Consider the following 21,412-nt stretch of genomic DNA (forward strand, 5'->3'; position numbering starts at 1 on the left):
CTCCTGCTCCGCCGCCACCCGAGCAGGCTGTCACGCCGCCAGCCGCGCCGCCGGTCGTCGCAACTCCTCCGGCCATACAGCCAGCTCCGCCCGCCGTGGTGTCGCCACCGGCCGTCGCGCCGGCGCCACCGGAGGTCGCGGTCATTCCGCCGGCCACCGTGGCGCCGCTGCCGCCGGCGCCGCCACCGCTGCCGACGCTGCCCGAGGGCCATCGCGACGCTGTCGTCTGGCTGGCCGTGGCGCCCGATGGGCGCTCGATCATGAGCGCCAGTACGGACCACACGATCAAGCTCTGGGACGTCGGCGGCAAGCACCTGATCCGCGATCTCGGCGTCCACAAGGACATGGCGCGCACCGCGCTCTACATGCCCGACGGCGTCAGCGCGCTGACGGCCGGCGACGACGGCGAGATCGTGCGGCGAAGACTGGCCGACGGCGCCATCCTGCACGTTTTCCAGTCCGGCCAGAACGGCGGCGTCAGACAGCTGGCGATCAGCCCGGACGGCAAGCGCGCCGTCAGCGGCCACGACACGGGCAATGTCATCGTCTGGGACGTCGTCGGCAATTCCGTGCTGCACGTCCTGACCGGCCATGACTGGTCGGTCAGCGCGGTCGCCGTCTCGCCCGATGGCAAGCAGGCCGTTTCAGGCAGCATCGACGGGACGCTGAAACTCTGGGACATCGAGAGCGGCAAGCAGCTGCGCAGCTGGCACGGCCATGAGCAAGGCACATACGGCGCCACGTTCACGGCCGACGGGCATCATCTGATCACCGGCAGCGGCGACCTGACGATCAAGCTCTGGGATCTCGACAGCGGCCGCGAGGTCAAGCGCTTCGAGGGCCATGAGGGCACCGTTTACACGCTCACGCTGTCGGCCGACGGCAAGCGCCTGCTGTCGGGCTCGCTCGACGGCACCGCAAGGCTGTGGGACATGGAGAGCGGCAACCAGATAGCCATGTTCGACAGCCGGACCGGGCCGATCTACGCGGTGGCCTTCGCCGCCGACGGCACGGTGCTGACCGGCGGCTACGACCGCACCATCAGGGATTGGCCGGCCGCGGGCGGCGAGGGCGTGGTGCTGTTCGCGGGGGCGCCGGAGTGAGGGGAATTGTTGCCGCGCAGGCGCCTGCCATGGTCGACGCGGGCGAGGGGGCGCATTGTTGGGGTGTGCTCGGCGCCCGCGTCAACCAGGGCGGCTCGTACCGCCGCACCAACACCATCGCACATCGGCTGGCGTTCGAAACTTCCGTGAAAGCGGAATAGGCTGGGGCCGCAATGTGGATCGGTTGTCTGGTTACCGAAGCAGTTGCGTGAAACAGTTTCTCCCGCCCGTGGCATTGACCTGTGGCGGGGCAGCGGCGAGGAGTGGCGCTTCACAACGAGGGATAGCGCCGGTGAGCGAACAGACGATTTTCCGCAATGCAAGGCTGGCTGATGGGTCGCTGGCCGACCTCACCGTCATCGGCGGCCGCTTCAGCGCCATCGCTCCGGCCGGGCAGGCTGACCGCGCCGCCGTGGAACCAGCCGCCATCGATCTGGGCGGCCAGCTTGTCGTGCCGGCCTTCGTCGAGGGCCATATCCATCTCGACACGTCCTTTTACGGCGATGCCTGGCGCCCGCATATTCCCTGCACCAACGGCTTCGACGTGCGCGAGCGCGTTGCCTTCCAGGCGCGGAACCTTGCGGCGGCAGCGCCGATGGCGGAGCGGGCGAAAAACCAGCTGGAACTCTGCATCGGCAATGGCAGCCTCGCCATGCGCAGCCATGTCATGGTCGACGCGTCGGTCGAACTGAAGCACGTCGAAACCATCCTGGCGGTACGCGAAAAATACCGCGACCTCATCGACATCCAGCTCGTCGCTTTCCCGCAAAGCGGTATTCTGTCGTCGCCCGGCACGGCGGACCTGCTCGACGAGGCGCTGAAGCTCGGCTGCGATCTTGTCGGCGGGCTCGACCCCGCCAGCTTCGACCGCGACGTCAACGGCCATCTCGACGTAATCTTCGGACTGGCGCAAAAGCACGGCGCGGGCGTCGACATCCATCTGCACGATAGCGGCACGCTCGGCCTGTTCCAGGTCGAGGAGATCGCGGCACGAACACAGGCATCGGGCATGGCGGGCCATGTCGCCGTCAGCCATGCCTACGGCCTTGGCGACATCCCGGCCGATGCCCTGGCGAAAGCCGGGGAGATGCTGGCGGCCCGTGGCGTTGCGATCATGACCAACGCGCCCGGCAACCATGCCTTCCCGCCGGTGGCGGCGCTGAGGCAGGCCGGCGTCACCGTATTCAGCGGCTCCGACAACATCCGTGATTCCTGGTGGCCCTATGGCGATGGCGACATGCTTTCGCGCGCCAACATGATCGGCTACCGCTCCGGCTTTTACGAAGACCACGAACTGGAAGCCGCCTTTGACGTGGTGACCCATGCCGGCGCGAGCGCGCTCGGGCTGGAGGGTTATGGCTTGGCGGTCGGCGCCAGGGCCGATTTCGTGGCAATGCCGGCTCAGCATGTGCCGGAGGCCGTGGTGGCGGTGCCGAAGCAGCGCACGGTGTATCGTGCGGGCAAGGCGGTTGCCCGCGATGGCAAGGTGCTGGTCCCCTGGGCATGAAGGCTGCTCAAGCCGGTCCGGCGATGCCGCGGCTGCATATCGTCTTGAGCTAGCCCGGCAAGGTGATTTCCCGGCTGAGCTTGACGAGGTCGCCTCGCGTGTGGCGGCCGGTCTTCTCGAACACTTTGAGCAGATGGCTTCGCACCGTGCTTGGCGCCACACCCAGCGTGCGTGCGATGTCGGCCGTCTTTTCTCCCCCCACCACCAGTTCGAAAACGCGCTGTTCGGCCGGCGTCAATTCGTAGAGAAGGCGCATGGCATCCGCCGGCATTTCCAGCGGCGCGGCGACATCGCCGATGAACACCGCCACAACGGCGCGGCGGTCGAGCCCGCCGCGCAGCGAGCGGTTCTCGAGCGGCATCACCTGAATGGCGAGCGCCGTGCCGTCGCGCGACTTCGCGGCGATGCCGATGCCGCGCCGGCCGAGCTCCTGCTCGGCGCGCGCCGCCGCCTGCACGGCCGCCTGCAAGCGATTGGGAACCAGTTCGCGCGGCAGCGCGAGTTTGCCGCGTACCGACGATATCGGATCGCCATTGCTCAGCATGGTCCTGGCGGCGGCGTTGGCATGCAAGATCGTCATGTCCTGGGTGAGCAGCACCACCGCCGAGCGCGTCGCGTCGAGCGCTGCCTCGAACGTGGCGGCGGCCGCCGCCGTCCCTTCGAGTATGCGGCTGATGGTTACGGCGCGGCGCAGATGCGGCGCCAGCAGCCGCAGGCCGTCCATGTCACGCTCCGTCAGGGGCGGCGCGGATTCATGGCGGCCGAGCCCGAGGTTGCCGACCATCGTCCTGTCGCGCGCCAGGAGAATGCCGACCTGGTCGACGAGGCCGAGCGGCCTCACCCATTCCTCGTAGAAACGATTTCCATTCCAGATTTCGGGACCGGTGACCGTCGATTGGAGGACCGGCTCCTCCAGGGGGAATTCGGCCATCCGGGCCAATCCGCCCCAAAGCTGGATCACGTCGTCATTGTAGGCGCTCATCCCGGCGAGGTAGCCGTCGGGAATGTTGGTGGTGACCTGCACCACCCCGGTGCCGGAGGGCAGGGCGATGACCGAGAGCGCGCCCAGGTGGAAGCCGAAATGGCGGCGCATGTCGTCGAGCGCCTTCTGCCAGAGGTCGGGTTCGATGACGGCGTCGTAGAATGTGCCGATCATCCCGGCCAGTTCAGAAAATTCATCCAGCAAAATATGCTCTCCCCCGAAAGCGTGCAAAGACGGAAAATACAACATACGGCCGGTGTCTTGGCTAGGTTATTCAACCAAGTTGTCAGGTTAATCGGTACGCCATCACCTATACATTCGCACAAGCGGTTCCGTATCCACCATCTGGTGGATGCCGTGGCCCGGGACGGCCGCTAGCTTCTTTCCGGATTGCGAATCTTGCGTTCGATCAGGCGGGGGCGTGTGCGGATGGAAAAGCAGTGCGGCGCAGCAGGGTGCGCGTTCGTGGCCGACGGTTCGAGGCGTGGCGGTTTCTTCAAACCGCCGTTGATGCGCACCGTCCTTGGCGTCGCTTCGGTGGTGGTCGGCGTGACATTAGCCTCGGCGGCGCCGGCTTTCGCCGACGATTGCGGCGACGGGGACGGCCTTGACGGTGCCTATGCCTGCGGCGTCGACGCCTTGGCGTCCGGCAGTTCCACCAACAGCGCGTTCGGCAACGAGGCCCATGCTTTTGATGGCGGCCACAATACAGCCATCGGTGCCGGTGCCTCGGCCTTCAACGGCGCCAATACCACGGCCTTGGGCTCCGACTCCACTGCGTTCGGCAGTGACACCACTGCTGTTGGCGCGGGCGCCAATGCGGGGTTCACGGGGTCCACCGCTATAGGCAAGGGTGTTGCCACGACGAGGGTGAACCAGGTTGCCATCGGCACCGGCGCCGCGACCTACACGCTGGCCGGCCTTCCTTCCGCCGCCAGCACCGGCGCGCAGTCCGGCACCACCTACATGGTAACGACGGACAGCGCCGGGAACCTGGCTGCCTCGACGTTCGACTTCGCGTCGCTGTCGACACTGCCGGCAACCGTCGCGCAGAACAGTTCCGACATCGGCGCACTGCAAGGCACCGTGAGCGGCCACACCACGGAACTCGCCAACCACGAAACGCGTATCACCGACAATGAGAGCGATATCGCCCTGCATACGACGCAGATTTCCTCGCTCGACACGCGGGTGAACACGAACACCACCGACATTGCCACCAACACGGCCGACATCGCCACCAACACGGCGAACATTGCGGTCAACACGGCCAACATTGCCACGAACACCACGAATATCGCCTTGCTGGACGGCCGCGTCGGCAGCCTGGAAAGCGGACTGAACGCCGTCAACGGCAGGATCGACAAGGCATTCGAGGGCACCGCGATGGCGCTGGCGATGGCCGGCAGCGGCCTTCCCGGCGACAAGAACTATGCGGTGTCGTTGAACTGGGGCACGTTCCAGGGCGAGAACGCCTTTGCCGGCAGCGCCCAGGCCCGCATCAGCGAGAATGTCATCCTGAGCGGCGGCATCGGCGTGGGCGCCGGCAATCACACGGTTGGCGGCCGCGCCGGCGTGACGGTGGCCTGGTAGCCCGGTCCGACGGGCCGCGGCATGGGTTTTGGCCAGCGAGCAGGCTTGCACCGGACCTGGCGGCAAAGCGCCGTGGTGGCATGGCTGGCATTTGCCGCTGTGCCAGGCGGCATGGCGTCGCCGGCACTGGCGCAATCCAAGAGCTCGGACAAAGGGCAGGCCAAGCCCGCCCAGATCGACCGCAACGGCGTGCTGATCCTGACGCGCAGCACACTGCTGGCCCTCGACCAAGCCAACAAGACAGGCAATTACACGGTACTGCGCGATCTCGGCTCGCCGAATTTCCAGGCCAACAGCGCCGCGCGGCTCGGCGAGATATTCGCTGCCCAGCGCAAGCAGGCGCTTGATTTCGGCGCCATCGCGGTGCTGGAACCGCAACTTACCCTTTTGCCGCAGATCGAGCCCGATGGCATGCTGCACATGGCGGGGTTCTTTCCATCGGCGCCGCTGCAGATCGAGTTCGAGCTCCTGTTCGAGCCGGTGGACCGGCATTGGAGGATTTTCGCCGTCTCGGTCAATCTCAAGGCAGGTGGCCCGCAGGCTCCGGACAAGCCGGTAGCCGATCAGTCCAGGCCGGCGCCGGCCACCTCGCCGCCGGAGCCGCCGTCGATTTCGGTTGGCAAGAAGGTCAAGTCGACGAAGCCCTGACGTTGGCCACACCGTCGAATCCCGGTTCGATGAGCATCGGGATTCCCCGGCGAGGCCGGTCGGTTGTATTCAAAGGGCGATCCATCGCGACAAGGCTGCACCCAGACGCAACGTGCCGATTTAGCGATGCCGGCTTCCGCGCCAAGGCGCACCTTGGAAAACCGCCGCTGTAGGACGTCCTGGCATTCGGTTTTCCCTGTAGGACCAAGGTCTTGGGTTGCGCGCGCAAAGGTCCGGGAGGACCTGTTCGGTTCCGGCAATGTCCATTGGACGTTCCGCTATTTTAGCCAATTGATATATAATGACGACGCTCGCGGCCAGGTTGAAGAAGGGCCAGAGCCCTGATCGGAGAAGCCTGGATTGGTGGCGGGAAGATAAGCGCAAACGCGATGCGCTCCATGCCGTCAGGGCGCGTGGACTGCCCTTAGCCCAGCCACCACCACAATGCCGCGATCAGCGCGGCCATGGCGGCCACCGTCAGCCCCAGCATGATATAGGAGCCCTTGATGATGTCGCGGATGATCTTCTTGATCGTTTCACGGTCGTTCAGGTTGGGGAAGGGCTCGTTCGGCTGTGCCACGTCGAGAAAATGACAGAGCGGACCCCAGCCTTCGCTGACCTTGAACACCAGCAGCTTTTCCGGCGGCACGGCCGCCTTCACCTCGTCGACATAGGCATTGTAGCGAGCCACCGCCTTGTCGCGGTCGCCCATGACGCCGGCCAATGTGCGGCCCCAGATGAGCTTGCGCGACATGTCGCCGAACTTGCGGCCGAACGGCGTCAGCCATTCCAATATCTTGAACTGCCACAGATTCTCGGTGAAGTAGATCGTGTCGATCGTGCTCTCGTACCATGCTTCGGCGCCGCGTGGGTGCAATGTCAGCAGCACCTTGGCGTCGGGGTAAGCCACCATCAGTTCGCGCCAGACGCAGCAGCCGGGATTGTCGACAGTGGCGGTGTAGCTGGCAAAAACCTTGTTCCAGTCCTGCTGCGAACCCGGCGGGCTGTTGGCCACCTTGCGCCAGAAATCGAGATGGCCCGCATTGGCCTTGTTCATGATCACTTCCTGCATGTGGTAGCAGGGCAGGCCGAGCTTGTTCAGCGCGGCAAAGGTCGACCATGTGCCGGTGCGGCCAAAACCGGCCCCGATCAATTTGAGTGTCATGCCCCAATCCCCTGATAGACCGTTGTTCTTTCTTATTGCGGCCTGTTGGAGTCATGTTGCTCCCAGGTGGGGTATCGCGCAATAATTTTCTACATTTGGCAGAAATTGCGTCGCCGGGCGGGTCGAACGCACAGACCTCGACTACAAGGAACCAGGTGGAGATACCCGCGTTGTCTGGAGCGAGACCGGCGAGGCGCCACCTCCGCCGGCCGCTTGGAGGCTCGCCTTGCTCCCGGCAGGGCGAGCCTTTTTTATCGCCGATGCGAATGCATCCGGAACGACAGCGCGCGCCATACGTTAGCGGTTGCTAAGACGGCGCTGCTGTGGACCCATCCTGTCAGGCAACGGGTGGTTCTTGCAGAGGTAGCGAAGTCGTTTGATTCAAATATTGCTATTTGTGCCAGATTCTTCATTCAAGAAGATAGTAGAATGTGGCATATTGCTTTTTTTCCGCCACATTTATTTCAAGAAATGTAGCGGAACCTCAGAGATGTCAGCGAGTTTTCCTCCCAGGGCGGAATTCGGAATAGCCAATCATGGAGGTTGTCATGAAACATTACCTTACCAGTACCGCGGCTGCCATCGTTTTGCTGGGCGGCGTGGGCGCCGCTATGGCGGATACCATCGTGGTCCAGCCGGAACAGGAAACGGTCGTACGCGAATATGTGAAGAAGGAGCCGCTGGCGTCGGTGAACCTGCTGGGCGTCGAGCTGAAACTTGGTTCCCCGGTGCCCGATAAGGTGGAATTGCGCGAAGTGCCGAACGTCAAGTATCGCGTTGCGGTGATCAATGACCAGACCGTGCTGGTCGACCCCGACACCCGTGAAGTCGTCGAGGTCCTTCACTGATCCGGGTCGGCGATAGCCGAACCAGCTTCAGATATCGAAAAGCCCGCCACGAACAACAGGGTCGTGGCGGGCTTTTCGATGATGGCGCCAGGGATTATTCTGCGGCGGCGGCCAGCTTGTCCTGCGTCTTCGTGTCGAAATCGCCGGCATCATGGCGTTCATGCAACTGCATGGCCGGTTCGCCGAAGGCGCGGTTGACCATGCGGCCGCGCTTCACCGCCGGGCGTGCATCGATCGCCTGTGCCCAGCGCTGCACATTCTTGTATTCCTGCACCGACAGGAAGTCGGCTGAATCATTGTACATCCGGCCGAGCGCCAGCCCGCCATACCAGGGCCACACCGCCATGTCGGCGATCGAATAGTCCTTGCCGCCGAGATATTCGACCTCAGCCAGCCGGCGGTCGAGAACGTCCATCTGCCGCTTCACCTCCATCGAGAAACGGTCGATGGCATATTCGAATTTCGCCGGCGCGTAGGCGTAGAAATGGCCAAAGCCGCCGCCCAGATAAGGCGCCGAACCCATCTGCCAGAACAGCCACGACAGAACCTCGGCACGGGCCGGCTGTTCGGTCGGCAGGAAGGCGCCGAATTTTTCAGCGAGATAGACCAGGATCGAACCGGACTCGAAGATGCGTACGGGATCCTTGCCGCTGCGGTCCATCAATGCCGGGATCTTGGAATTGGGATTGACCTCGACGAAGCCGCTGCCGAACTGGTCGCCATCGTTGATGCGGATCAGCCATGCATCGTACTCGGCGCCCTTGTGGCCAAGCGCCAGGAGTTCTTCCAGCATCACCGTCACCTTGACGCCGTTCGGCGTCGCCAGCGAATAGAGCTGCAGCGGATGTTTGCCGACGGGCAGGTCCTTGTCATGCGTCGGCCCGGCGACCGGCCGGTTGATGCTGGCAAAGGCGCCGCCATTGCCCTTGTTCCAGGTCCATACTTTCGGCGGGGTGTATTCGGTCATGTCGGCTCTCGTCTCGTGGGGGAGGGCAAAGGTGGGATATAGCTAGGGCTGCGGGGCGGGAAGTTCAACTTGTGTTGAACTATTGTCAATGCCTTGGGGATGGACAGCCTTGGGGATGGACGCATCGCTGCCAGGCGTTCGAAACACGAAAAGCCAGACAATTGGCTTTCCGTGGCCCATGACCACCGCTTCCCACCCCTTGCACCATCCCGCCCACGGCATACCTATAGAACAAGCCGTCAGGCATTCGCATCGCAGGACAAAATCATGACGCAAAATCCCAATCCGCGCTCCGTCGTCGCCGTACGGGCAACCGTTCCGGACGACGCCTTCACGGCCGGGGCGCTGGGCACGCTCAGGGAAGGCAGCGGTGTCGTCATCAGGGATGACGGGCTGGTGCTGACCATCGGGTATCTCATCACCGAGGCCGAGGAGGTCTGGCTGACCGCGCATGACGGCCGCGTCATCCCGGCGCACGCGCTGGCCTACGACCAGGAATCGGGCTTCGGCCTCGTCCAGGCGCTGGCGCCGACCGGCCTGCCGGCAGTGGCGCTTGGCGATGCCGGCAAGGCCCGGATCGGCGATGCGGTGGTGCTCGCCGACGGCATCGGCCGGGCGGTCGAGGCCAAGATCGTCACCAAGCAGGAATTCGCCGGCTATTGGGAATATCTGCTCGACGAGGCGATCTTCATTGCGCCGGCGCATCCGTCCTGGGGCGGCGCGCCATTATTCAGCGCCGAGGGCGCGCTGCTCGGCATCGGCTCGCTGCGCCTGCAGATGAGCCGCGCCGGCGAGGTTGCCGATATCAACATGATCGTGCCGATCGACCTGTTGCCGCCGATACTCGACGACCTCCTGACGCGCGGCCAGGTGGCCAAGCCACCGCGTCCATGGCTCGGCGCGCTGTCGGCCGAAAGCGACGGCAAGGTGGTGGTGATGAGCGTGACCGAGGGCGGCCCGGCCGCCAAGGCGGGCCTGCGCGAAGGCGACGTCATTTCCGAGGTGCGCGACGGCGCGGTCGACGGGCTTGCCGACTTCTATCGAAAGCTGTGGGACAGCGGCTCGGCCGGGGCGGAAATTCCGATGCGGGTGGTACGCGACGGCCGCGAGACCTGGCTGCGCGTCAAATCCGCCGACCGCGGCAGTTTCTTGAAGAAGCCGCAGCTGCAGTAGTCGCGCTGCATCGGCAATGCATCCAAGGCTGCTCAAGACCTTTCTGGCGGTGACGCTGAGCCGCAGCATCACGCGCGCCGCCGAGACGGTTCACCTCGCTCAATCGAGTGTCAGCGACCAGATCCAGACGCTGGAAGCCGAACTGGGTGCCGCCCTGTTCACGCGCACGAAATCGGGTCTGGAACCGACGCCGGCGGGACTGGCGCTGAAGCCCATCGCCGAGGAGCTGCTGCGGCTTGACGGCGAGGCGCGCGCCGCCGTTCAGGTGGCAGCGGGCCAGACCAGCGGTGCGTTGACCATCGGCGCGCTGGAGACGATCGCCTCGGCCCGGCTGGCGCCCTGGCTGCCGGGCTTCCAGGCCGGTCATCCCGACATCACCCTCAAGATGAAGGTGGCTGACAGCGGCACATTACGGCGGCTGGTGGAGGATGGCGGCATCGACGTTGCGTTCTGCTTCGAGCGTCGCGATGTCACGAAGGGCACCGGCGACGAACATCTGGCCAGGCGCACGATAGGGGCCGAACCGCTGGTGCTGGTCGCGGCCGCGGGGCAAGGCGTAGCGCCACGCGACCTGATCGCACTCGCCGCGCTGCGCTTCGTGGCGACGGAACCCGGATGCATCTACCGGCACATGGTCGATACCGCCTTTGCCGAAGCCGGCATTGGCGCGCCGCAAATCGCCGCCGAAGTCGGCAGCATCGGCGCCATTGCGGGGCTGGTCGCCGCCGGCGCCGGGCTGGGCCTCGTCCCGCGTCTGGCCGTGGCCGACGCGCTGGCGCGTGGCGACCTGACCGAACTGACGTGGCCCGGCGAGACGCGGACGGCGCCGCTGACGATGATGTGGCGGCGCCGGCGCGTCCAGCCGCCGGCGCTCCGGCAATTCCTCGCCGCCGCGCGCGAAACGCTTGTGCCCGACCGCGTGCGCGCTGGTTCAGGTCCTCAATCGGCGAACCGCCCCAAGGTCTTGTTTCCAAACAAGTCCTGAGAGCGCGGCGCTTCCGTCTAGATCAGGCGATGTCCACCTTCCACATGCAGCGTCGTTCCGGTGGTAAACCCATTGCCGATCAGGAAGCAGATCGCGTCGGCAATATCTTCGGGCTGGCCGATCCTGCCGACCGGCAGCCGCTCGGCCATGGCCGCCAGCGTCTCGGCCTTCCTGTCACCGGCAACCTGCGCCCAGATTTCCGTGTCGACCCAGCCCGGCGACACCGCGTTGACGCGGATGGGCGCGAGTTCCACCGCCAAGGCCCGCACCAGTCCTTCGAGTGCCGCATTGACGGCGGCGACGACCGAGCCACGCGCCGCCGGGCGGTAGGCGGCGATGCCGGAGACGAAAGTCATCGAGCCTGCGGCTGCCAGCCGTGGCGCGCCGTGCTTGGCCAGCAACAGCGGGCCGAAGAGCTTGCTGTCGACCACGCGTTGCGCGGCGCTGAGGTCGAGCTCCGGCAGCAGCCGGTAGGCGCCTTCGATGTCGGCCGCGGTGCTGACGATGTGGTCGAGGCGGCCAATGCCCGCGAACAGCGCAGCGACCTGGTCCTCGCGCGTGACGTCGACGACGGCAGTTTCCAAGCCGGTCGGATTGCCGAGCACCTCGCGGGCTTGCCGCAGTCTATCGTTGCCGCGCCCCGCGATGGTGACGCCGGCACCGGCCTCCACACAATGTCTGGCCAACGCCAGGCCCATGCCGGAGCCTCCGCCGACGATAAGGATCTTCTGTCTGGTCATGTTCATATCCGCTCTGCCTTTGTCTGGATGGACACCGGCAGGGGATTGGCAGGTCGGTAAGGCCAGGGGAAACGGAAGAAGCCGATGGCGTCATCGGAGATGCCGATGATGGGACAAGAAGACTTTGGGCGTCACCTGTCCGACAGGACCGAAGGGGCGTCGGAAGGAGCTTACCTTTCCAACTGTTGCACCGGTTCTACGCCTTCTGCGCACTCGCGAGCACCACCAGATTCCCGTCGGGATCGCGCATGCGCATGATCCAGAAATGGTCGGCTTCCTCGATCGGGCCGGGTGCGAGGCCGGCATCGACCAGTCTCTGCCGCTCGGGCGCCAGCGGCAGCACGCCGAGCGTCAGCGTAGAGGTGCCGGCCTTGTCCTTGTCCTCGAACAACTGGACCTCGGCGCTTTCGGTGAACTGCCATTCGGCCAGCCCCGGCATCGGCCGGCGTAGCGGCGGCTTGCCGAACAGCTTTTCATACCAGCCTATGCTGGCCTCCAGATCGGAGCAGCTGACATGGGCGAAAATGGTCTCTATCGCCATCGGGACCCTCCATGGGGTGGTTGCACTCTTGCCGCAACGCGGCGATGGATGGTGCGTTCCGTTGCCTGGCGGCGGCCGGCTCCATTGCTGCCGAAAACTGACAGTGGATCATGCCATGATGCCCGGAATCACATGATGCAGGAGGCAAGATGACACCGACACCGGCGACTTCGATTGCGAACTGGCGGGCCGGTTGATGGCGCCGGTCAAGGTCGATCCCGACAAGGTCAGGGAATTCCCCGACGCCGCCAGTTTTTACGACTGGCTCGGCCGGCACCACGCCAGGGAAACCGAAGTCTGGATCAAGGTACACAAGGTGAGCTCGGGCCTGAAATCGATCACGCCGAAGGAAGCCGTCGACGTGGTGCTGTGCTTCGGCTGGATCGACGCGGTGCGCAAGGGGCTGGACGAGAACAGCTTCCTGCAGCGCTACACGCCGCGCGGCAAAAAGAGCATCTGGAGCAAGATCAACATCGACAATGTCGCGCGGCTCATCGAGGAGGGCCGCATGACCGGGCAAGGGCTGAAGGAGGTCGATGCGGCCAAGGCAGATGGGCGCTGGGCGCGCGCCTATCGCGGCAGCAAGGAGATGAAGATCCCCGACGATCTGCAAGCCGCCATCGATGCCGAGCCGGCGGCGAAGGCGATGCTGGAAAAACTCAGCGCCCAGAACCGCTTCGCGCTCGCCTTCCGCACCCACAACATGAAAACCGAGGCCGGCCGCAAGAAGAAGATCGAGACCTTCGTGGCGATGCTGAAGCGCGGCGAGACGATCCATCCGCAGGGCAAGAAGTGAGGCGCCGTCAGGCGCCCGAATGCGAATCGATGCCGTAGGGATGGATGGGGTAGCTTGGCCCGATTGCATCTTTCACGCGGCCGGCCCAGGCGGCGAACGCGGGGTAGTCCGCGAGGGAAAAGCCGCAATCGCCGGCCAGGTGGCTGTAGGCATAGACGGCGATGTCGGCGATGGTGAAGTCATTGCCGGCGAGGAACAGCGTCTCGCCGAGGCTCCGATCAAGGGCGACGAGGGTGCGGGCGCCGGCTTCGCGCTTGCCGGCCACCATGGCCTGATTGCGCTCGAGCCGTCCGGTCAAGGTCCAGAACCGCAACGAGCCGATTACCGGCTCGACATTGTACTGTTCGAAGAACAGCCATTGCATGACCTTGGCGCGCCGATAGCGATCGGCCGGCAGGAAGGGCGTTCCTTCGGCGAGGTAGGTGAGGATCGCATTGGATTCGGCAATGGTGCTGCTGTCCTCGAGTTGAAGGACCGGGACCGCGCCGGCCGGATTGAGCGCCAAGAAGGCGTCGGTATGGCTCTCGCCTTCGAAAATCGAGACGAGGCGGCTGTCGTGAGCAATCTTCAGCAGCCCGAGCAGGACCCGGACTTTCCAGCCGTTCTGCGACGGTAGATAATCGTGGAGCGTGAGCATGGCCTGACCTCGTGATGGATCGAAGATCGCATCGTGCGGCCCTCGCCGACACCCGATTCCAGCGCAATCAACTCATGCGCACCGTCGCATGACGACTGCGATCTCCGCCGTCTAAAAAAACAATTCCATTCGTGCCATTTTTCCCGGGATGACCGACACGGAGAGGCATTTTGCCATGAACACAAACAAAGTCGCCCTCGTCACCGGCGCCAATCGCGGCATCGGTCTCGAAACCGGCCGCCAGCTCGCCGCGCTCGGCTTCATCGTGCTGCTCGGCGTGCGCGATCTCGCCAAGGGCGAGGCGGCGGCGAAAGGGCACGATGGCGCCATCGAGGCGATCGCGCTCGACGTCGCCGCGCCTGACGCCGCGGAGAGGGCAGCCGGCGAGGTGAGGCGCCGGTTCGGCCGGCTCGACGTGCTGATCAACAATGCCGCCATCCACTATGACAGCGGCTCGCGCGCCCTGCCGCCGGACTGGACCGTGATCCGCGAAGCGTTCGAGACCAATGTCTTCGGCGCCTGGCGCGTGGCATCCGCCCTTGCGCCGCTGCTTGGAGCGGGCGGCCATGGACGGCTGGTCAATGTCTCTTCCGAAGGCGGTTCGCTGGCCTCGATGGGGGCGGGCGCGCCGGCCTATTCGACCTCGAAGGCGACGCTCAATGCGCTGACCCGCGTGCTGGCGGCGGACCTTCGCGGCTCGGGCGTGCTGGTCAATTCCGTCTGTCCCGGCTGGGTCGCCACCGACATGGGCGGACCGGGCGGACGCCCGGTGGCGCAAGGGGCGGCGGGCATCGTGTGGGCCGCGACCTTGCCCGATGACGGCCCGACCGGCGGCTTTTTTCGCGACGGCAAGAGATTGCCGTGGTGACGGCGGGGCCGCTGTGGCGAGAACGGATCGCTCTGTTCAACAGGAGGCGAAAATGAGGATCGGAATTCTCGGCGCGGGCATGATCGGCGGCACGGTCGGGCGGCTGTGGGCAGACGCCGGATATGGCGTGACCTTCGGGGTCAGGCATCCCGAGCGGCTGCGGCCTATGCTCGGCGAATTCGGCGGCAAAGCCAGGGCAGGTTCGGCCATCGATGCGGTCGATGGCGCGGACATCGTGCTGGCCGCCATCCCGTTCCGGGCCTGGCCCGATGTCGCGGCCGAGATCGGGGCCACGCTCGGCGACAAGGCGCTGCTCGACGCCACGGTGCCGGATCCGCCGCGCGACGGGGCGTTCGGTGACGCGGCGCTGGCGCGCGGGGATGGCGTGGCTTTTGCCGTGGCGCCACTTTTGCCGCGGGCGAAACTGGTGCGTGCCTTCAGCACGGTGATGTGGACGACGCTGCAATCGCAGGCGCACCGCGCTGGCGACAGGATCGGCATCCCGCTCGCCGGCGATGACAAAGAGGCCGTTGCCCTGGCAGCGCGGCTGGTGGCGGATGCCGGATTCGATCCGGTGGTTGTCGGACCGCTGTCGCAGTCCCGCCGCTTCGATCCCGGCGCAGCGGTTTTCGACAGCGACATGAGCGGGCCGCAGGTGCGGGCAGCACTCGGCGTCGTATGAGGCGGTTGACGATCTGAATCGTGGAATGGCTGCAAGTGCCTGTTCCGGCGCGCTTTCAGCGACCTGGTCTGCGTAATTGCACGCAAGAAAAAGCCGCCCTCGCTTGGTGCGAGTGGCGGCCTTTTCCCGGGAGGAAGTCAGGGAGAAATCAGAAGGAATATGGGGTCAGGTAACGGCTAGGCGTGCTTCTTGTGGGTGTGCTTCTTCACATGCTTGTGGTGCTGCTTGCCATGCTTGATATGTTCGACGTGCTTCTTGACATGCTTGTTCTTCGCGGCAACCTGGACCGGCTTGACGGTGGCGGAAGCGGCAACCGGCGCCATGGTCGACGCGGCAGTGGTGGTGGCGGCCGCGTTGGCGGTGCTGGCGCCGACAACCGGCATGACGAGGCCGAGGGCGAGAGCAAGGCCGAGTGCGGAGAGGAGGGGCTTGTTCATCAGAGGCTTTCCTTCGAGGTTGATGCTTGTCGTCACTGGTTGAGGTCGACCGGTGTCACGCCGAGCAGCTTCAGGGCGTTGGCGTAGGTGCGGATGCCTTGCGCCTGCTTGCTCTCGGCACAGAACCGGTTCGCCTTGTCCTGCAATGCCGTGGCCTGCGCGATCTGGCTCGCGCTGGCACCGGGTTCGGCCTTGGTCCGGATGGCTCCGTCGAGCTGAAGACCGAGCCGGCTGCAATATTCGCTTCGGGTGACCGCCGCTTGCGCGTCCGACTGTGCGACCGCAGTGATGGCAAGCGAAATGCCAAGCAGGGCACCCATCCATCCGGTCGTCAGTCGCTGCATTTTCGGGACCATCCCTTTGCGTTGGCGCGGCGGCCGCTGTCCGGCTGCCACGGGAATGGTTATCGCAGACGATTTTTTCGCCAGTTTTTCCCGGATGTTGAATCTTGTTTCTGAAGTGTGTCTGGAGCGGAGCTTTCCCTGCAGGGAGGGGGAAGACAGGGCTCACACCTCGTCGGCGTCGAACAAAAGCATCGTCAGGTCGTCGTCGCCCGGCGCCAATATCCGCCGGTCGGCGGCGCAGGCGGCGCCGATGTCGCTGGCGAAGGCGGTGCGGATGTCGTCGAGACTGTCGAAATACAATGTCCCCACCAGATAAGGCATCTCGCCGGCCGAAAGCTTGATGATCGGCCGCCGGCTGACGTCGTAGCGCCGCAGACCGGGAAGCTTCTTGGCCAGCGGTATGTGGACGTCGAAATAGTGGCGGTCGAAGGCGGCCGGATCGGCCGGGGTTTTGTAGATCACGAGCATCTTGGCCATTGCCATTATCCTGTCCTGTTGGCGTTGCTGGTCGGGCCGCGCGGGTCCCCGTGCCAAAGTCGTTCGACAGCAGCGGATTTCGACCGCTCGCCGAATTTTATGGGCGCGAGGGGTTGCGGTGGCGGAAGAGGACGCGTTCCTGCGGCTCACTTGCCGACGAAGACGAATTCGGACTCCGGCTCGTCGCCGGCCTGGACCATGCGGTAGAAAACAGGCGTTTGGCCGTTGGCCGATGTCGCGAAGGCATATTCGACCGCCTTGGGCTTGACCTTGCCGGCAAACAGCTCGTTGGCGGTGAAGACCTTGTCGGGCATTTCGGCAAGCCCATCGAGCAGCGCGCGCGTGAACAGCGAGTGGTCGCCGCCGCCGCCGTCCTGCACCGGCTCGTCGCCGCCGCTGGCGATCAGCTGACGGGCCTTGAAGCGCGTCGACTTGGCGAGGTAACGGTCGCGCGGGCCTTCGGGCGCCTTCACCGCGTCGCGCGACAGGCCGCCGGCATAGCAGGAGTCCGAAATCAGCAGCACCGAGCCGGAGGCCAGCTTGCGCAGGTCCTCGGTGATCTCGAAGGCGCGCACCCAGGTGAAATCCTCGCTGGCATCGCCGTCGACCGGCACCCAGTAGGCGGTGTTTTCCTGGTCTGTCTGGCCGTGGCCGGCGTAGTAGATCAACAACTGGTCCTCCGCCGTCAGCGACTTGCGCAGGTCGAACAGCACCTTCTGGATGTCGGCCTTGGTGGCGTCGGTGAGCAGCAGGCTGCGTTCCGTCCCCGAGGCCATTGTCAGCGTCGTCGTGTAGCCGAAGCGCTGGGCAAGCAATTGCGCCACCGCCTTGCCGTCGTCGATGGGCGTGCGCAACGTCGGGAAGGCGGGATCGGCATAGTGCTGGTTGGCGATCACCAGCGCCAGCCGCCGGCCGACCGGCGCCAGCGAGGCCACCGTCTCGCTCTCGCCGAACAGAAGCCGCCGCTCGGAAAGCAGCGAGGCGTCGCGGCCATAGACACGGATCGGCAGTTCGCCGCGGGTTTCGAGCTTGACCGGGCGGCGGAACTGGCCGTTGGCGTCGATCTCGACATTGACGCCGTCGATGGAGGCGAAGGCCGCCGGTCCCGGCCCGCGATAGCGCGCGACGATGTCCATCTGCGGATCGTGGATCGGTGTCGCGCCACGGCTGAGCTTGGGATTGATGACCTCGATGCGGTCGGGGTTGGATTGCGGTTCGTCGCGGGTGGCCAGAAAGCGCAGGTTCGGATTGGTGGCCTCGAACACCGGCATCTGGTCGCGGTTCTGCGCCGCCATGGTGCGGTCGACCTCGCGGGCAAGCTGTTCGATCGTCGGGCTTGGGTTGCTGCGCAAGGCTTGCGAGACGGCAAAGGTCAGCTCGCCCAGCACGACGTCGCCGGTGTGGCTGGTCTCGTAGCCGAGTTCGTTCCATCGCGTGGCATAGAGCGCCGCCATCTCGCCCGCGCCGAACAGCTCGACGGCGTCGGCGGGCGGGGCAGTGCTGTCGTCGCCGCGTTGCCAGTGCCATCTCGCCTTGTAGCGGGCGGCTTCGTTCTGTTCGAGAAGCTTGAAGTCCTCGGCATAGTTGGTGTCGAAGATGAAGATCACGTCGGCGCCGCGGTTCTGCAGCTGGATGGCAAAATTCGACAGTTCGCTGGTGCGGATACCGATCACCGCCGAGCCTTCGGCCATCCGCGTGTGGCCGACGACGATGGTGTCGGAGGTGAACAGCACATGCTCGTTGAAGTTCTTCTCCAACGCCAGAAAGCGCTCCGAAACCGCAGTCCTGACCGTGTCGGCGCACAGGTCGCGCCGCGTCTCGGCGTCAAGCGAGGGATCGGAACAGCGCCTGGACAGGAAGCCGTCGGGATCGCTGCGCGCACCCCATTTCATGTAGGAGCTCGCACCGCCCGAAAAGCTCACCACCACCTGGTCGCGCTCGCGCGCGCAGGCAATTGTCGAACGCATGACGTCGAGCACGGCCTTGCGCGTGACCGCGTCGCCATCCATCACATGCAGGTTCTCCGGCGCGACGCCGCGTTTCTCGAACAGCGCCTTGAGCAGCACGGCATCGTTCTGCGTGCCCGGCAGTTTGAGGAAATGGCGGTAGTAGGGCGCCAGCACGATCGCGTGGACGATGGGCTGCGCGCCTTGCCTGGCCGGGCAGGCCGCCTGGTCGCCCGTCACCTCGAAGCGCTCGGCCGGACCGGCAAGCACCGGAAACCATGCCGATTGTTCGGCGGACAGCCATGCCTTCAGCGTGTCGGCGCACCCGCCCTCGCACGACTGGTTCATGACGACGCCGGCGCGGCCCGCCGACATGCCGCCGAGCAGCGCGGCGAGCATCACCAGCACCAGAGCCGAAACCCTCGACAAGGAAGCGCCCATGAAACCCACCCGGTTGCCCCGGCAGATCATAGATATGCGATTGGGGCGATCAAGTGACGCGATGGCCGGCGTTCGCGGCCGTTCGATGCCGTCTTGCACGATGGCCGATCAAGCGCTGCGGCGCTTCTGCCTCTTCCCCCGGCACCGTCATTCGCGTAAGGCCCGGGCAAATCCTCAATCACCGCAGATATCGCGCCTGGAATTCCCATGATCAGACTAGAAAACATCGGCAAGCAGAACGGCCGTCAGCTTGTCTTCATCGAGGCGTCGGCCTCGCTGCAGAAGGGCGAGAAGGTCGGCCTTGTCGGACCCAATGGCGCCGGCAAGACGACGCTGTTTCGCATGATCACAGGGCAGGAACTGCCCGACGAGGGTCAGGTGCAGGTCGATCGTGGCGTCACCATCGGCTATTTCAGCCAGGATGTCGGCGACATGGAAGGCCACAGCGCCGTGGCCGAGGTGATGAACGGCGCCGGACCGGTAAGCGAGGTGGCGGCCGAGATGGCGGAGCTGGAAGCGGCCATGGCCGATCCCGACCAGGCCGACCGCATGGACGAGATCATCGAGAAATATGGCGAGGCGCAGCACCGTTTCGAGGAGCTCGACGGCTATGCGCTGGACGGCCGCGCCCGCGAGGTGCTCGATGGCCTGGGCTTTTCCCAGGAGATGATGGACGGCGATGTCGGCAAGCTCTCCGGCGGCTGGAAGATGCGCGTGGCGCTGGCCCGCATCCTTCTGATGCGGCCCGATGTGATGCTGCTCGACGAACCGTCGAACCATCTGGACCTCGAAAGCCTGATCTGGCTGGAGCAGTTCCTGAAGGGCTATGACGGCGCGCTTTTGATGACCTCGCACGACCGCGAATTCATGAACCGCATCGTCAACAAGATCGTCGAGATCGATGCCGGTTCGCTTACCGCTTACTCGGGAAACTACGAATTCTACCAGCAGCAGCGGGCGATCGCCGACAAGCAGCAGCAGGCGCAGTTCGAGCGTCAGCAGGCGATGCTGGCCAAGGAGATCGCCTTCATCGAGCGCTTCAAGGCGCGCGCCTCGCATGCCGCGCAGGTGCAAAGCCGGGTGAAGAAGCTCGACAAGATCGACCGCGTCGAGCCGCCCAAGCGCCGCCAGGTGGTGAATTTCGAGTTCCAGCCGGCGCCGCGCTGCGGCGAGGACGTCGTCACCCTGAAGGACGTGCACAAGGCCTATGGCAGCCGCACCATCTATGAGGGGCTCGACTTCCAGGTCCGCCGGCGCGAGCGCTGGTGCATCATGGGTGTCAACGGCGCCGGCAAGTCGACGCTGCTGAAACTGGTGGCTGGCGCTTCCGAGCCCGATACCGGCTCGGTGGTGCGCGGCCCGAGCGTGAAGATGGGCTATTTCGCCCAGCACGCGATGGAACTGCTCGATGGCGAGCGCACCGTGTTCCAGACGCTGGAGGACAATTTTCCGCAGGCCGGCCAGGCGCCGCTCAGGGCACTTGCCGGCTGCTTCGGCTTTTCCGGCGACGAGATCGAGAAGAAATGCCGCGTGCTGTCAGGCGGCGAGAAGGCGCGGCTGGTGATGGCGCTGATGCTGTTCGATCCGCCCAACCTCCTGGTGCTGGACGAGCCGACCAACCATCTCGACATCACCACCAAGCAGATGCTGATCGAGGCGCTGTCGCAATATGAGGGCACGATGCTGTTCGTGTCGCACGACCGGCACTTCCTCGCCGCCCTGTCGAACCGCGTGCTGGAGCTGACGCCCGAAGGCATCCAGACCTATGGTGGCGGCTATACCGAATATGTCGAGCGCACCGGGCACGAGGCGCCCGGGCTGCGGAGCTGATTCCAGCTTCGGGATTTGCGCCGAGGCGCGTCGCACGGTCCGAAGCGACGCGCCTCAGGCGATGTCCGTTTATTTCAGCGAGATGGCCATGCCGGAGAGATCGGCATTGACCTGCAGGCCGACCTGCTTGCCGGTGAGTTCGAGCTGCGCACCCTTGTCGTTGCTCATGAGGATGACCTGGGCGCCTTTGCCGATCGTGCCGCCGCCGCCCGCCGCGCCATAGACCCCCGTCACGTCGCGCGCGCGCCTGATGTGGCGCACGGTGCCGTGGAAATAGGTTTTGGAAACGCCGAACGCGAGGCCGCCCGAGACGCCGCCGATCGAGATGGGATAGGTCTTGCCGTGGAAGGTGAACGTGCCTTCGCCACCCGATCCGCCGACGAAGAAGGCAGCCTTGTAGACGGAAAAGCGGATCGTGCCGCTATCGGCGTGTGCCGCGCTGGCAAAGCCGATGCCCGCGGTGGCAATGGCGGCAACCGCGATTGAACGAAATCCGGATGAGATGGTCATGATGGGAGCTCCTCAAGGTCGCCGCTTATCCAATCGGCCTGGTACGTCGGCATCGTAGCCAAAGTCACAGCAGAACAGTCTTGCCCCGGCTTTGGTTCCAAGCACCGTCTTTCGTTTTCGGCGAATCGCGGCTTTTGAATGACTGGCGACGAATGACCGTTTCTCGCGCAAACCGGACATGATGTCCGAACA

At 65.0% G+C, this 21,412-nt stretch carries 23 protein-coding genes; 12 read left to right on the forward strand and 11 right to left on the reverse strand.

The window, feature by feature from the left end:
* The 3 genes from FJ967_RS22070 to FJ967_RS22075 form a co-directional block, all read left to right on the forward strand.
* On the forward strand, nucleotides 1–1,103 hold a 1,103-nt coding region (locus FJ967_RS22070), incomplete at its 5' end, for a WD40 repeat domain-containing protein (RefSeq protein ID WP_140733931.1).
* Complete coding sequence (locus FJ967_RS33475) at nucleotides 1,100–1,264, forward strand: hypothetical protein (protein WP_181176084.1); 165 nt, start codon at nucleotides 1,100–1,102, stop codon at nucleotides 1,262–1,264. The genes FJ967_RS22070 and FJ967_RS33475, both read left to right, overlap by 4 nt.
* A gap of 131 nt (nucleotides 1,265–1,395) precedes the next feature.
* Nucleotides 1,396–2,610, forward strand: a complete 1,215-nt coding sequence (locus FJ967_RS22075) for an amidohydrolase family protein (RefSeq protein WP_181176085.1) — start codon at nucleotides 1,396–1,398, stop codon at nucleotides 2,608–2,610.
* A gap of 49 nt (nucleotides 2,611–2,659) precedes the next feature.
* Here FJ967_RS22075 and FJ967_RS22080 read toward each other — a convergent pair whose 3' ends face one another.
* Nucleotides 2,660–3,796, reverse strand: coding sequence for a helix-turn-helix transcriptional regulator (locus tag FJ967_RS22080; protein WP_181176086.1), 1,137 nt, complete (start codon nucleotides 3,794–3,796; stop codon nucleotides 2,660–2,662).
* A gap of 261 nt (nucleotides 3,797–4,057) precedes the next feature.
* On the opposite strand from FJ967_RS22080, the gene FJ967_RS22090 reads away from it, so the two are divergent.
* Both FJ967_RS22090 and FJ967_RS22095 read left to right on the forward strand, forming a co-directional pair.
* Nucleotides 4,058–5,185 (forward strand): YadA-like family protein, encoded by a 1,128-nt coding sequence (locus FJ967_RS22090; protein WP_140733933.1) that lies wholly within the window; start codon nucleotides 4,058–4,060, stop codon nucleotides 5,183–5,185.
* Between the two features lie 111 nt (nucleotides 5,186–5,296).
* A complete protein-coding gene (locus tag FJ967_RS22095) occupies nucleotides 5,297–5,833 on the forward strand; it encodes a hypothetical protein (RefSeq protein WP_246675354.1) in 537 nt (178 codons plus the stop codon).
* Between the two features lie 424 nt (nucleotides 5,834–6,257).
* On the opposite strand, the gene FJ967_RS22100 is transcribed toward FJ967_RS22095, so the two are convergent.
* Nucleotides 6,258–6,998, reverse strand: a complete 741-nt coding sequence (locus FJ967_RS22100; protein WP_140733934.1) for a sulfotransferase family protein — start codon at nucleotides 6,996–6,998, stop codon at nucleotides 6,258–6,260.
* Between the two features lie 548 nt (nucleotides 6,999–7,546).
* On the opposite strand from FJ967_RS22100, the gene FJ967_RS22105 reads away from it, so the two are divergent.
* Nucleotides 7,547–7,846 carry a DUF1236 domain-containing protein gene (locus tag FJ967_RS22105; protein WP_140733935.1) on the forward strand — a complete coding sequence of 100 codons (300 nt, stop codon included), beginning with the start codon at nucleotides 7,547–7,549 and terminating at the stop codon, nucleotides 7,844–7,846.
* 94 nt (nucleotides 7,847–7,940) lie between these two features.
* Here the strand turns inward: FJ967_RS22105 and yghU are convergent, their stop codons facing one another.
* Entirely contained in the window at nucleotides 7,941–8,813 is an 873-nt protein-coding gene (gene yghU, locus FJ967_RS22110; RefSeq protein ID WP_140733936.1) for a glutathione-dependent disulfide-bond oxidoreductase, read from the reverse strand.
* Nucleotides 8,814–9,080: 267 nt separating this feature from the next.
* Between yghU and FJ967_RS22115 the strand changes: the two genes are divergently transcribed.
* On the forward strand, nucleotides 9,081–9,986 hold the full coding sequence (locus FJ967_RS22115; protein ID WP_140733937.1) for a S1C family serine protease: 906 nt from the start codon (nucleotides 9,081–9,083) through the stop codon (nucleotides 9,984–9,986).
* 16 nt (nucleotides 9,987–10,002) lie between these two features.
* Entirely contained in the window at nucleotides 10,003–10,971 is a 969-nt protein-coding gene (locus tag FJ967_RS22120; RefSeq protein ID WP_140733938.1) for a LysR family transcriptional regulator, read from the forward strand.
* Nucleotides 10,972–10,988: 17 nt separating this feature from the next.
* Here FJ967_RS22120 and FJ967_RS22125 read toward each other — a convergent pair whose 3' ends face one another.
* Both FJ967_RS22125 and FJ967_RS22130 read right to left on the reverse strand, forming a co-directional pair.
* On the reverse strand, nucleotides 10,989–11,717 hold the full coding sequence (locus tag FJ967_RS22125) for an SDR family oxidoreductase (protein ID WP_140733939.1): 729 nt from the start codon (nucleotides 11,715–11,717) through the stop codon (nucleotides 10,989–10,991).
* A 190-nt stretch (nucleotides 11,718–11,907) separates the two neighbouring features.
* A complete protein-coding gene (locus tag FJ967_RS22130) occupies nucleotides 11,908–12,252 on the reverse strand; it encodes a VOC family protein (protein WP_140733940.1) in 345 nt (114 codons plus the stop codon).
* A gap of 196 nt (nucleotides 12,253–12,448) precedes the next feature.
* Here FJ967_RS22130 and FJ967_RS22135 point away from each other — a divergent pair, with 196 nt between their 5' ends.
* Nucleotides 12,449–13,048: a YdeI/OmpD-associated family protein gene (locus FJ967_RS22135; protein WP_140733941.1), complete on the forward strand. Its 600-nt coding sequence runs from the start codon at nucleotides 12,449–12,451 to the stop codon at nucleotides 13,046–13,048.
* 7 nt (nucleotides 13,049–13,055) lie between these two features.
* Here FJ967_RS22135 and FJ967_RS22140 read toward each other — a convergent pair whose 3' ends face one another.
* Nucleotides 13,056–13,685: a glutathione S-transferase family protein gene (locus tag FJ967_RS22140; RefSeq protein ID WP_140733942.1), complete on the reverse strand. Its 630-nt coding sequence runs from the start codon at nucleotides 13,683–13,685 to the stop codon at nucleotides 13,056–13,058.
* 175 nt (nucleotides 13,686–13,860) lie between these two features.
* Between FJ967_RS22140 and FJ967_RS22145 the strand changes: the two genes are divergently transcribed.
* Nucleotides 13,861–14,553 carry an SDR family NAD(P)-dependent oxidoreductase gene (locus FJ967_RS22145; RefSeq protein ID WP_140733943.1) on the forward strand — a complete coding sequence of 231 codons (693 nt, stop codon included), beginning with the start codon at nucleotides 13,861–13,863 and terminating at the stop codon, nucleotides 14,551–14,553.
* Between the two features lie 52 nt (nucleotides 14,554–14,605).
* A complete protein-coding gene (locus tag FJ967_RS22150) occupies nucleotides 14,606–15,235 on the forward strand; it encodes an NADPH-dependent F420 reductase (protein WP_140733944.1) in 630 nt (209 codons plus the stop codon).
* 176 nt (nucleotides 15,236–15,411) lie between these two features.
* On the opposite strand, the gene FJ967_RS22155 is transcribed toward FJ967_RS22150, so the two are convergent.
* The 4 genes from FJ967_RS22155 to FJ967_RS22170 all read right to left on the reverse strand — a co-directional run bounded on the left by FJ967_RS22155 (nucleotide 15,412) and on the right by FJ967_RS22170 (nucleotide 18,880).
* On the reverse strand, nucleotides 15,412–15,672 hold the full coding sequence (locus FJ967_RS22155; RefSeq protein WP_140733945.1) for a hypothetical protein: 261 nt from the start codon (nucleotides 15,670–15,672) through the stop codon (nucleotides 15,412–15,414).
* Between the two features lie 32 nt (nucleotides 15,673–15,704).
* The gene (locus FJ967_RS22160; protein ID WP_181176087.1) at nucleotides 15,705–16,016 is read right to left on the reverse strand and encodes a hypothetical protein; all 312 of its coding nucleotides are present in this window, start codon (nucleotides 16,014–16,016) and stop codon (nucleotides 15,705–15,707) included.
* 162 nt (nucleotides 16,017–16,178) lie between these two features.
* Nucleotides 16,179–16,493, reverse strand: coding sequence for an EthD family reductase (locus tag FJ967_RS22165; protein ID WP_140733946.1), 315 nt, complete (start codon nucleotides 16,491–16,493; stop codon nucleotides 16,179–16,181).
* A 146-nt stretch (nucleotides 16,494–16,639) separates the two neighbouring features.
* Nucleotides 16,640–18,880: a caspase family protein gene (locus FJ967_RS22170; RefSeq protein WP_181176088.1), complete on the reverse strand. Its 2,241-nt coding sequence runs from the start codon at nucleotides 18,878–18,880 to the stop codon at nucleotides 16,640–16,642.
* Between the two features lie 207 nt (nucleotides 18,881–19,087).
* On the opposite strand from FJ967_RS22170, the gene FJ967_RS22175 reads away from it, so the two are divergent.
* Nucleotides 19,088–20,710 (forward strand): ABC-F family ATP-binding cassette domain-containing protein, encoded by a 1,623-nt coding sequence (locus tag FJ967_RS22175; RefSeq protein WP_140733948.1) that lies wholly within the window; start codon nucleotides 19,088–19,090, stop codon nucleotides 20,708–20,710.
* A 69-nt stretch (nucleotides 20,711–20,779) separates the two neighbouring features.
* On the opposite strand, the gene FJ967_RS22180 is transcribed toward FJ967_RS22175, so the two are convergent.
* Nucleotides 20,780–21,220 (reverse strand): hypothetical protein, encoded by a 441-nt coding sequence (locus FJ967_RS22180; protein ID WP_140733949.1) that lies wholly within the window; start codon nucleotides 21,218–21,220, stop codon nucleotides 20,780–20,782.
* Between the last annotated feature and the right edge of the window lie 192 nt (nucleotides 21,221–21,412).

The sequence above is a fragment of the Mesorhizobium sp. B2-3-4 genome (assembly GCF_006442315.1).
In the GTDB taxonomy this organism is placed as follows: domain Bacteria; phylum Pseudomonadota; class Alphaproteobacteria; order Rhizobiales; family Rhizobiaceae; genus Mesorhizobium.